General features: G+C 43.7%; 11 protein-coding genes. 10 read left to right on the top strand and 1 reads right to left on the bottom strand.

Translation table 11 applies throughout. The features are described from left to right. The first annotated feature begins 230 nt into the window (after positions 1–230). The 8 genes from nikA (at position 231) to FNK51_RS23345 (ending at position 7236) form a co-directional block, all read left to right on the top strand. Positions 231–1760, top strand: coding sequence for a nickel ABC transporter substrate-binding protein (nikA, locus tag FNK51_RS23380; protein WP_141994851.1), 1530 nt, complete (start codon positions 231–233; stop codon positions 1758–1760). Beyond that, positions 1761–2714, top strand: coding sequence for a nickel ABC transporter permease (gene nikB, locus FNK51_RS23375; protein WP_141994850.1), 954 nt, complete (start codon positions 1761–1763; stop codon positions 2712–2714). Next, positions 2705–3544, top strand: a complete 840-nt coding sequence (gene nikC / locus FNK51_RS23370) for a nickel transporter permease (protein WP_141994849.1) — start codon at positions 2705–2707, stop codon at positions 3542–3544. The genes nikB and nikC overlap by 10 nt, the downstream gene beginning before the upstream one ends. After that, the gene (locus tag FNK51_RS23365) at positions 3541–4338 is read left to right on the top strand and encodes an ABC transporter ATP-binding protein (RefSeq protein ID WP_141994848.1); all 798 of its coding nucleotides are present in this window, start codon (positions 3541–3543) and stop codon (positions 4336–4338) included. Before nikC ends, FNK51_RS23365 begins: the two co-directional genes overlap by 4 nt. Further along, positions 4335–5099 carry an ABC transporter ATP-binding protein gene (locus FNK51_RS23360; RefSeq protein ID WP_141994847.1) on the top strand — a complete coding sequence of 255 codons (765 nt, stop codon included), beginning with the start codon at positions 4335–4337 and terminating at the stop codon, positions 5097–5099. The genes FNK51_RS23365 and FNK51_RS23360 overlap by 4 nt, the downstream gene beginning before the upstream one ends. A 163-nt stretch (positions 5100–5262) precedes the next feature. After that, complete coding sequence (locus FNK51_RS23355; protein ID WP_141994846.1) at positions 5263–5667, top strand: DoxX family protein; 405 nt, start codon at positions 5263–5265, stop codon at positions 5665–5667. Between the two features lie 4 nt (positions 5668–5671). Further along, entirely contained in the window at positions 5672–6520 is an 849-nt protein-coding gene (locus FNK51_RS23350) for a VOC family protein (protein ID WP_098373600.1), read from the top strand. Positions 6521–6549: 29 nt separating this feature from the next. Continuing rightward, positions 6550–7236: an FMN-dependent NADH-azoreductase gene (locus tag FNK51_RS23345; protein WP_098373601.1), complete on the top strand. Its 687-nt coding sequence runs from the start codon at positions 6550–6552 to the stop codon at positions 7234–7236. Positions 7237–7309: 73 nt separating this feature from the next. Here the strand turns inward: FNK51_RS23345 and FNK51_RS23340 are convergent, their stop codons facing one another. After that, entirely contained in the window at positions 7310–8707 is a 1398-nt protein-coding gene (locus tag FNK51_RS23340; protein WP_377408674.1) for a sigma-54 interaction domain-containing protein, read from the bottom strand. A 397-nt stretch (positions 8708–9104) separates the two neighbouring features. Here FNK51_RS23340 and pruA point away from each other — a divergent pair, with 397 nt between their 5' ends. Both pruA and FNK51_RS23330 read left to right on the top strand, forming a co-directional pair. Then, on the top strand, positions 9105–10652 hold the full coding sequence (gene pruA / locus FNK51_RS23335; protein WP_141994845.1) for an L-glutamate gamma-semialdehyde dehydrogenase: 1548 nt from the start codon (positions 9105–9107) through the stop codon (positions 10650–10652). Positions 10653–10670: 18 nt separating this feature from the next. Beyond that, positions 10671–11864 (top strand): ornithine--oxo-acid transaminase, encoded by a 1194-nt coding sequence (locus FNK51_RS23330; RefSeq protein ID WP_098373604.1) that lies wholly within the window; start codon positions 10671–10673, stop codon positions 11862–11864. Positions 11865–11875: the final 11 nt, after the last annotated feature.

Raw genomic sequence — 11875 nt, 5'->3', positions numbered from 1 at the left:
GATTTAAGCTGTTACTCACGGGTTTAGAGCCGTTACTCGTGAGTTTGGAGCGTTTACTCGTGAATTAATGTTTACTCTCAAGGAGCTTTACATAGTTTGATTTCGGATAGCTACTGGCAGTGCGTTGCCTGGTTTGTCATGATAGTAAAGCAAAGCTGCGATCTAAATCGTAATCAATACGATTTTGCAACAGCCATTAAAAATAGTTGAGGTAATGGAGGAAATCTATCGTGTTCAGAAAATGTAAATCGATTATTATTGTATGTTTTTCATTCTTTCTTTTGGCTGCTTGTTCCACCGAGTCTGCGAATGATGAAGTGGGAGGGGAGAAGGAAGTGAACTTGCTTTTTAATTTTGCGGCTAGCTCGCTTGATCCGAATGTTGATACTAGTTATGTGTCACTAAGGGCTGGGATCACTGAAACATTGGTGCATCTCAATGATGAGGATTTGACCATCGAACCTTGGCTGGCGAAAAGCTGGGATAGCAAGGAGGGTCAGTTATGGAATTTTGAGTTAAGGGAGGGTGTGACTTTTCAGAATGGAAAGCCGATGGATGGCAAAGCGGTAAAGGCTTCCTTGGAGAGGGCGATGAAGGATAGTCCGGCGATAAAGAATGCTTTGCGCATTGAATCGATTGAAGCGGATGGGAATGCGCTGACCATTAAGACGGAGGTTCCCTTTCCTGAGTTTCCTTCTGAATTGGTCCATCCAAATACATCGATTATTGATGTGAAGGAACGTGACTATATAAACAAGCCGATAGGAACAGGGCCATTTGCCGTTTCGAAATTCATACCTGGTACGGCTGTTGATTTAATACGGTATGAGTCTTACTGGGATGGAGCCGCAAAGCTAGAGAGAGCCAGGTTTTCGTTTAATGAAGATGCCAATGCACGGTCCCTTGCCCTTGAATCGGGAGACGCCGATATTGTTTTCCGTCCGGAAGTGGAAAGCCTGGGAAATTTAGAGGCGATAGATGGTGTGAAGGTTGAATCGACATCCACTTTCCGAGTACATCAAATGACGATGAATTTGGAACGTAAAGCACTGCAGGACATACACGTCCGAAAGGCGATAGATGCCTTGATCGACCGTTCATCCATTGCTGATACGATTTTACATGGTCATGCAGAAGTGGCAACAGGGCCATTTCCGTCCACTTTCTCTTTTGCTCCGGACTATCCGAAAAAAGTGAATGGAATGGAAGCGGCTAAGGGGTTTCTTGATCAGGCGGGATATAAAAAAGTTGGTGGTGTCATGCAAAAAGACGGCAAACCGTTAACGTTTACACTTCTTACATACAGTTCACGTGCCGACCTGCCGTTAATTGCCCAAGTTTTTCAATCTGATGCCGGCCAGTTGGGGATTGATGTGAAAATCAAGCAAATAGAAATCCCTGAAGAGTATATGGCTGCCAATCGCGATTGGGATTTAACGACCTACAGCAATTTAACGGCTCCGCGCGGGGATGCCGGCTATTATTTAAATGCTACCTATCATCCAAAGGGAGCCTTGAACTTCAGTGGGGCCGATGATGATCACCTGACGTCCCTGATTGATAAGCTGAACGTAACGGTCGAGCAGGAGAAGCGCTCGGATTTAGCTGAGGATATTGCGATGTATGTTGATGAACAAGTGTATAATTCTTTCATTTTACATCCGAATACACTTGTTGCTTATGATGCTGATAAAGTTAAAAACTGGATTACTTCGAGAAGCGAATACTACATGCTGACGAATGAACTGGATGTGAAGTGAATGTTCAGCATCTTAGTGCGGCGATTCATGGAGGTCGTGATTTTTGTCCTTGTGATTACATTCATCTCTTTCCTTTTTGTTCGGCTTGCTCCAGGGGACCCGGTTCTCTCGATACTTCAAGTGGATGATGTGTCGATCACAAACGAACAAGTCAATGAGCTTCGTGAAGAATTGGGGTTCAATGATCCGCTGTTAGTGCAGTATGGCGATTGGTTTAGGGACTTTATCCAATTGGAATTCGGTAATTCCTATCTGACGAATCAGCCTGTGATGGAGATGATCATTAGCGGGCTGCCTGCAACACTTGAGCTGGCGGTTGGCGCTTTGTTTGTGATGCTTGGTATAGCCATTCCATTAGGTTCGCTTGCTGCCTTGTACAGGGGAAGCTGGATTGATCAGATAAGCCGTGCTGTTTCTTTGTTGGGCGCATCCATTCCTAGCTTTTGGCTGGGACTGCTCTTGATGGATTTATTTGCGGTACGGTGGGGGGCCCTTCCAACAATGGGCAGGGACGGATTTCGTTCTTTGATACTGCCATCAGTCACGTTGGGGCTGGCCATCACAAGTGTGTACGTCCGTTTGCTGCGTTCGAGTTTGATTGATTCCCTCAGTCATGATTTCATCAGGGCTGCCCGATCAAGGGGGATTTCGGAACTGCGGATATTCTTTGCCCATGCATTTCGTTATAGCCTGCCCCCGGTCATTACCGTATTCGGTGTCAGCCTCGGCAGCCTGATCGGCGGTGTTGTGGTGATCGAAGTGATTTTTGCCTATCCAGGCATAGGTAAGATGGTCGTGGACTCGATTCGTTCACGGGATTATCCAGTCATCCAAGGATACCTGTTGGTCATGGCCATCATTGTATTCATGGTTAATAGCGCCGTGGATTTATCTTATCGCTATTTAAATCCGGAGCTAAGACTGAAGGAAAGGAAGCATGGAAAATGGAGTTAGTTATCAAAAAAAAATCCAAAAGGCGCTGGAGAATGACCATCCTTTTTACGGTGATGGCTGCAGTCCTTGCCGTTGCGGCTTACACCTTTCTTATCCTGAAACATGATCCCGCACTGGTCAATCTCGGAGAAAGGCTATGGCCGGCGAGCATGGAACATCCGTTAGGGACGGATCATCTAGGGCGTGATGTATTGACACGTCTTCTGCTTGGCGCCCAGCTGACGGTTGGCTACGGTCTCTTATCTCTGTTTGCCGCTGTTATCATCGGCGTCCCGTTCGGGGTGATTGCCGGTTTTAAAGGAGGTCTTCTCGATCGGACCTTCATGCGCATTGCAGACGCATTTCTGGCATTCCCTGATACGATCGTTGCCATTGTGCTTAGTGGCTTATTAGGACCAGGAATCGAAAATCTCCTGTTGGCAATCGTTCTAGTGAAATGGGTGAATTATGCCCGGCTTGTGCGAAGTACGGTGATCACCGAACGTCGGAAGGATTATGTCACTGCTGCTAAAATCAATGGATTAAGTTCATTTGGGATTATGCGGAAGCATCTATTTCCGCACCTTATCGGGAACGTGCTTGTATTGGCTAGCCTTGATTTAGGAAAAATCATTTTGCTCATATCTTCCTTATCCTATATCGGGCTCGGGGCGCAGCCGCCGGCACCAGAGTGGGGAGCCATGCTGAATGATGCCCGTCCATACTTTCAATCGAATATGTTGCTGATGATTTACCCGGGGCTCGCCATCGTATTTGCCGTCCTGCTATCCAACATACTCGGTGATTATTTGCGCGATGCATTCGATGTGAAAAAGGAGGTGGGATCATGAGCATTTTATCCGTGAGGCAGCTAAATATCATGGGAAAGCAAAATCATATCGTCAAGGATCTTTCATTAGATGTGCAGGAAGGTGAGTGGTTCGCACTTGTCGGACAAAGTGGGAGCGGCAAAAGCATGACGGCCATGGCAATATGTCAGCTGCTGGCACCCAATCTCCAAGCGAAGGGGGAAATTTGGTACGGGGAAAAGAATCTTTTAACGCTATCTTCCTCTGAAATCAGGAAGATTCGCGGAAAGCGCCTGGCATATATTTTTCAAGATTACCAGGGTTCATTCACACCGTTCCTTACTATCGGTCAACATTTCGACGAATATCAGCGAACACATTTGAACCTTTCCAAAAAGGCAAGGAGGCAGCAGGCGGTCAAGGTGCTCATATCGGTTGGCCTGAATGAAGATATCTACGGCAGGTATCCTTTTCAATTAAGCGGTGGGCAGCTTCAGCGCGTATCCATTTCGATAGCCCTGCTGCTTGAACCGGATATTTTGATAGCGGATGAACCGACCACAGCCTTGGACAGTGTATCTTCCTTTAAGGTCTTACAGCTGTTATCAAGGCTCCAAAAAGAAACCGGATGTGCGGTCTTATTCATTACCCACGATTTACGTCATGTCAAGAAGTATGCGGATCGCATTGCGGTCATGAGAGACGGTGCCATCATTGAGACCGGTGATAAAAATCAGGTATTAAATCATCCGCAGCATGCTTATACGAATAAACTGATTCAATCATCGCCATCATTGAGCAGAATTCCATTTAAGCTTGAAGGAGTGTCAGGATGACTTTATTAGACGTGCGAAATGTCCATAAAAGCTATGATAACGGAGTGGAAATACTAAGGAACGTGAATTTCAGCATCGAAAGGAAGGAATGCCTCGGGTTAGTGGGAGAGAGCGGCTGCGGAAAAAGCACACTGGCAAGACTCATCCTTCAGATTGAATCTTTTGACCAGGGCAGCATCCTATTTGAAGGAACCGCGCTGCAAAACAAAAGCGAACGCGGTTTAAAACCGTATCGTAAGAACATCCAGGCCGTTTTGCAAAATCCTGCATCGGCCTTGAATCCAAAACTAAGGATAAAAGATTCACTAATGGATCCATATCTTCAATTTGGCAGCCAGGTCAATATGAAACATTTTACGTATACAGGTGAAGCGAACTTTATCAGACAGCTGCTGGAAACCGTGGAGCTTCCCAAGAGTTTTGCTGAACGTTACCCGCATGAGCTAAGCGGCGGACAAAAGCAGCGGGTGACCATTGCCCGCGCGATCAGCATTGAACCGGCCCTCATTATATTGGATGAACCGGCTTCAAGCCTGGACGTTCTGTCACAAGCGGCGGTGCTGAAATTGTTAGACGGGCTTCGGGAGACTTTGAACATTTCTTACCTTTTTATTTCTCATGATCTATCGGCTGTACAGGAGATGAGCCAACGTATCATGGTGATGAAAGGAGGGGGGATTGTGGATTCTTTCGAAAACGAACAGCTTTTTTGCAGCGATCGCCATTCATACACAAAAGAACTGATTTCGATGTTTGAATAATGAGGTTGTTATTTATTTGATTTTTAAATCGTGATGAACGAGTTGCTTCGGCAATTCGTTTTTATTTAGGGAAAAAAGATATTCCTATAAACTTACTTGACATTATAAACTTATTAAAATATAATCACTTACATAAAGTAACTAACAAAAGGAGAATTCATACATGAATAAAAATGATGCAGGTCAAGTTTTTTTAAGGGTGATTTTAGGTCTTACTTTTTTCATTCACGGAGTTTCAAAGTTTCAAGGGGGCATAGGGAATACGGCTGGATTTTTCGATAGTCTTGGCATTCCTGGCTTCATGGCATACATCGTTGCAGGAATCGAATTGATCGGTGGAATTGCGGTTATACTGGGTTTGGGAACACGAATCGTTTCCGTCCTATTTGCGGTCATTATGGCGGGGGCGATCTTCACGGCAAAATTACCTGCCGGTTTTCTTGGAAACGGGCAAGCGGCGGGCTATGAACTGGACTTGGCGCTGCTGGCCATGTCTGTCTATCTAGCGTGTGCAAACCGCACGGTTGTTTCTTTGGATCATTTGATTTTCAATAAAAAAGGGAAGTGACAATATGGATAAAAATTTTCATCAAAAACCAATTACTTTTGTTGGCGAAGTCAGTATAAATGTTTTGGATTTGAATAAGGCCATTCTGTTTTATCAAGAAATCATCGGTCTTCAAGTATTGAAGAAAGCCGACCGGCAAGCTGTTTTAACGACAGACGGAAAGACCCCGTTGCTGACACTTGAGCAGCCTGCGGATGTGATTCCGAAAGAAGGGCGGACGACGGGCTTATATCACTTTGCCCTTTTGCTGCCAAGCCGTGCCGACTTATCGATTTTTTTACGACATTTACTTCAAACGAAATATCCATTTGGAGCGGCGGATCATGAAGTGAGTGAAGCGCTGTACATTACCGATCCGGATGGCAATGGCATTGAAGTATACTCTGACCGGCCATCCACTGATTGGAGATGGGCCAGTGGGGAAGTCGCTATGGGCACGGATCCGTTGGATGGGAATGACCTTCTGGAAGAAAGCGATGGTGAGTGGAGCAAACTCCCAGCAGGTACTTTAATGGGGCATATACATCTGCATGTAGCGGATTTACGTAAAACGGAGGAGTTTTACATGCAGGGTCTTGGGTTTACCGTTGTGAATCGATATGGAGGAGCGCTCTTTACTTCAACCGGCGGATATCATCATCACATCGGGTTGAACACATGGAATGGCGTTGGCGCCCCAGCTCCAAAGGAAAATAGTGTGGGGCTGAACTGGTATACTCTCGTTTTTGCAGATGAAGATGCGAGAAACAAAGTAACGGAGCAACTGAAAGGAATCGGAGCTGCCGTCACGGAAAAAGAAGGGTTTTTCGCAGTAACAGATCCATCTGGCAATGAGATTCATTTAGTCGTCTGAATTTAAAGCAGAAAGCAAGGGTGAGGATAATGGGATTCTTAAGTAGATTATTTGGAAATAAAGAAACCGCGGCAGGGGAGAATGAAAAAATGACAAAAGTATTATTCGTTAAAGTGAATGATCGTCCAGCAGATCAGGCAATCAGCTCGAAAATGTATGACACATTCTTAAAAGCATATAAAGAGACACACCGTACAGATGAAGTGACCGAGCTGGATTTATTTAAAGAAGAACTTCCTTACTATGGAAATACGGCGATAACCGGGTTGTATAAACGCAACCAAGGTCTTGAACTGACAGCCGAAGAGGAAAAGGCGGCCGAACTGGTTGACCAATATTTAAATCAATTCCTGGCCATGGATAAAGTGGTATTCGCTTTCCCTCTATGGAACTCAACGGTTCCAGCACCGCTAATCACATACCTTTCCTATTTGGCACAAGCCGGTAAAATGTTCAATTATACGGCGGAAGGTCCTGTCGGGTATGCTGGTGATAAAAAAGTCATGCTATTGAATGCCCGCGGTTCTGATTATGCATTAGAAGGAATGGCTTCTGCTGAAATGGCCGTGAATTTAGTGAAAAATATCATTGGCCTATGGGGAATCAACAATCCTGAGGTCGTGGTCATTGAAGGCCATAATCAGTATCCGGATCGGACACAAAAAATCATCGCGGATGGTTTGGAAAACGTTGCAAAAGCGGCTGAAACATTCTAATTGCGAGTGGAATGAATAGCAGGCAAAAAAGGCCCTCCATATTAATGGGGGCCTTTTTTGTGCATGAATGATGTTATTTGACCTGATACTTTTTCAAGCGATATTGAAGGCTTTGGCGGCTAATATTCAATGCCTTGGCAGCTTGGGAGATATTCATACCATGTTCTTTTAAGATTTTCTCCAAATATTGCTTTTCAGTATTGGCGATATAATCATCAAGAGATAAGGTCGACTCCTGTAAATCTCCATTTGCATGATTCTCTTTTCTTTCGGGATGAATGTCTTCCAAATGGGCTTTCTTCCTAAATAAAGTCGGAAGGTGGGTGATGGCAATTTTTGTATCGCCGGGTTCCATTAAATTCATGGCCCCTTCAATGATATGTTCAAGTTCCCTTACGTTCCCGGGCCAGTCGTAATCATAAAAAAGCGAGTAGACCTCTTCGCTGATCCCTTCAATATTCAATTCGAACAGCGCATTGAATTTCTCGATGAAGGATTGCGCCAGCAAGGGAATATCCTCTTTCCGTTCACGAAGAGGCGGGATGAATAACGAAACGACACTTAATCGATAATATAAATCCTTTCGTAAATGATCATTTGCAATGGCATCTATTGGATCTTCATTTATCGTTGCTATGACCCGTACGTCAATATTTTTATCTTTTGTATCCCCAACACGGCGAATCGTCCTTTCTTGAAGGGCCCTTAATAATTTCGCCTGCATATTCGGATTTAAGGAATTGATTTCATCAAGAAGGATGGTCCCGCCTTGTGCCTGTTCGAATAAACCCGGCCTTTCAATCGATCCGGTGAAGGCCCCTTTCTTCGTACCAAAAAGAATTCCTTCAATAAGACTATCTGGCAGGGCAGCACAGTTTTGGCTGATGAAAGGATGTGTCGAACGGCTGCTGCCATTATGGATGCTTTGGGCAAAGAGTTCTTTTCCCGTTCCCGTCTCCCCGACAATGAGGATGGAGGATGCCGTCCTGGTCGAACGCTTGCTTTTTTCAATGACTTCCAAGAAATTCTCACTCGTTCCGATGATGCTGTCAAACGTATATTTCGTATCGCCTTTATTCAAGATATTATCTTTAATGATTCTTTCAAGATTCGTTATATCCTTTGCCACTTCAATGGCTCCGATGATATTTTGATTCTGATCCAAAATAGGGAACGTATTATTGATTGTTGTAATTTCCTGTCCGAGATTATTGAAGTAGGTCTGCTTCGAGTTTTCGGTTTTCCTTCCAGAATGAAGCGCCCGTATTAATGTGCTCTCTGTTTCTTCCTTGAATATAAAGATCTCGTGAATCTTTTTCCCTAATACCTCTTCTGAATCCATGCCTTCTATTTCAGCCATTTTCTTGTTATATATAATGGTCCGCCCTTTTATATCGATTATATGTAACCCGATATCGATTACGTCCACTAGTGAATGGAGGATGGTTTGGAAACCTTCTATTTTAATGATTTGATCTAAATGCATGAATGCCTCCCGTTTTTCTTCTTTTCTTAGAGCTATTGTAGAGGAATTGAAGCAAAGGCGCAAATAAAATTTGCACAGCAAGAATATTTTGCATTGAAGTGCAAAGATATTTTGCGGAAAAAGTGCAAAAACGCTGTTTTTTATGGTTTTTCTAGTTGGCATGAATTTTGCATTAATAAAAAGTGTAAGGTTTAAGCGACAAAAATAGGGATTAGAGCAAAAAATAATGGCATACTATGTCAATTTTGCCCCAAAAGTGCTGAATTTCATTGCATTTTAAAAGAAAAAACAATATTTTTTCGAAAAAATGAAAAGTTGGCACGGAACTTGCTTGATTAATAAGAGAGAAGTAAAAACATAAACTTTAGGGAGATGAGCCATAATGGTCCAACCATATAAACACGAACCATTTACTAATTTTAAAATCGAAGAAAACAAAAAAGCTTTTCAAGCGGCATTGAATGATGTAGCTAATGATTTAGGGAAGAAATATCCGCTGATCATTAATGGGGAAAAAGTGTTTACTGATGAAGTCATTACCTCTGTAAACCCAGCAAATAAAGAAGAAGTTATTGGAACTGTATCCAAAGCGAATAAGGATCTTGCTGAGCAAGCTATGCAAGCTGCAGATAAGACATTCCAAACTTGGAGAAAAACTAACGCGGAAGTGCGTGCAAATATTTTATTCAGGGCTGCAGCCACCGTTCGGAGAAGAAAACACTATTTCTCGGCACTATTGGTTAAAGAAGCAGGGAAGCCTTGGAATGAGGCGGATGCAGATACAGCGGAAGCTATCGACTTCATGGAATACTATGCACGTCAAATGCTGAAGCTTAAAGACGGCATGCCAGTGGAAAGCCGTCCGATTGAACATAATGCTTTTAATTATATCCCACTTGGTGTCGGTGTCATCATCTCACCTTGGAACTTCCCGTTTGCGATCATGGCAGGTATGACGACGGCTGCTCTTGTTTCAGGTAATACAGTCTTATTGAAACCGGCCAGCACAACACCGGTCATTGCAGCTAAATTCATCGAAGTGTTGGAAGAAGCGGGCTTGCCTGCAGGAGTCGTGAACTTCATTCCAGGAAGCGGTGCCGAAGTGGGCGATTATTTGGTAGATCATCCTCGTACACGTTTCATCAGCTTTACCGGATCTCGTGATGTTGGAATCCGCATTTATGAGCGTGCTGCAAAAGTTCATGAAGGTCAAATCTGGTTAAAACGTGTCATTGCTGAAATGGGCGGTAAAGATACGATCGTTGTTGATAAAGAGGCTGATCTGGAATTGGCGGCACAATCAATCGTCGCTTCTGCATTCGGATTCTCCGGTCAAAAATGTTCTGCTTGTTCACGTACCGTCGTAGTGGAAGATGTATATGACCAAGTCTTGAATCGTGTTATTGAATTAACGAAAGAAAAAATCGTCGGGGAACCAACGGATGTAAACAACTTCATGGGTCCGGTTATCGATCAAGCAGCTTACGACAAAGTCATGAGCTACGTTGAAATCGGTAAACAAGAAGGGAAACTTGTTGCAGGGGGAGAAGGAGACAATTCAAAAGGTTTCTTCATTCAGCCAACTATCATTGCCGATGTGGATGAAAACGCACGTGTCATGAAAGAAGAGATTTTCGGACCAGTGGTTGCATTCTGTAAGGCAAAAGATTTCAATCATGCAATCGAGATTGCCAATAACACGGATTATGGATTAACGGGTGCGGTCATCTCGAACAATATTGAACATATTGAACAAGCGCGTGAGGATTTCCACGTAGGTAACTTGTATTTCAATCGCGGCTGTACTGGTGCCATTGTAGGATACCAGCCATTTGGCGGATTCAATATGTCAGGTACAGATTCAAAAGCGGGCGGTCCTGATTATTTAGTTCTTCATCTTCAAGGAAAAACAACATCTGAAACGCTATAAATTTTAGGGGGAATCAACATGACAACATTAACGGATAAATTAATCGAGCAAACAGAACAATATGGTGCAAACAATTATAATCCACTTCCAATCGTCATTTCGAAGGCTGAAGGAGTTTGGGTGGAAGATCCTGAAGGCAACAAATATATGGATATGCTTAGTGCCTATTCAGCAGTGAACCAAGGCCACAGGCATCCGAAAATCATCGACGAATTAAAAAAACAAGCTGATCGCGTAACATTAACATCCCGTGCATTCCATAGTGATAAATTAGGTCCATGGTATGAAATGGTTTCTCGCATTACGCAAAAAGACATGGCATTGCCTATGAATACGGGTGCTGAAGCTGTTGAAACAGCAATCAAGGCTGTTAGACGCTGGGGTTATGATGTTAAGGGAATCGCAGAAAACCAAGCTGAAATCATTGCTTGTGTCGGGAACTTCCATGGCCGCACGATGGCAGCGGTGTCCTTATCATCCGATGAGGAATATAGAAGAGGCTTTGGACCGATGCTACCAGGGATCAAGCTTATCCCTTACGGCGATCTTGATGCATTGAAAGAAGCGATTACACCGCAAACGGCTGGATTTTTAATCGAACCGATTCAAGGTGAAGCGGGAATCATCATACCGCCACAAGGATTCTTAAAAGAAGCTTACGACTTATGTAAAGAAAATAATGTCCTATTCGTTTCTGATGAAATTCAGTCAGGACTTGGACGTTCAGGAAAAATGTTCGCCTCTGACTGGGATGGAGTAGTTCCGGATATGTACATTTTAGGTAAAGCGCTGGGCGGCGGGGTTTTCCCAATCTCTTGCGTAGCTGCAAACCGTGAAATCCTTGGCGTATTCAATCCTGGTTCCCATGGTTCTACATTCGGCGGCAATCCATTGGCATGTGCGGTTTCCATCGCTTCATTGGAAGTTCTTGAAGAAGAGAAGCTTGCGGAACGTTCATTGGAGCTTGGACAATACTTTATGGATAGTTTAAAAGAAATCAAGAATCCAATGATTAAAGATATTCGCGGCAGAGGCTTATTCATCGGAGTCGAATTAACAGAAGCAGCAAGACCTTATTGTGAGCAGCTTAAAGAAGAAAAACTGCTATGTAAAGAAACACATGATACAGTTATCCGTTTTGCTCCGCCATTAGTGATTACAAAAGAAGACTTGGATTGGGCAATCGAACGTATTAAAAGAGTTTTATCCTAATATACCTATGA

It is taken from the genome of Bacillus sp. B4EP4a (assembly GCF_006680105.1).
In the GTDB taxonomy this organism is placed as follows: domain Bacteria; phylum Bacillota; class Bacilli; order Bacillales; family DSM-1321; genus Peribacillus; species Peribacillus simplex_E.
This window is presented reverse-complemented; position numbering and strand designations above follow the sequence as displayed.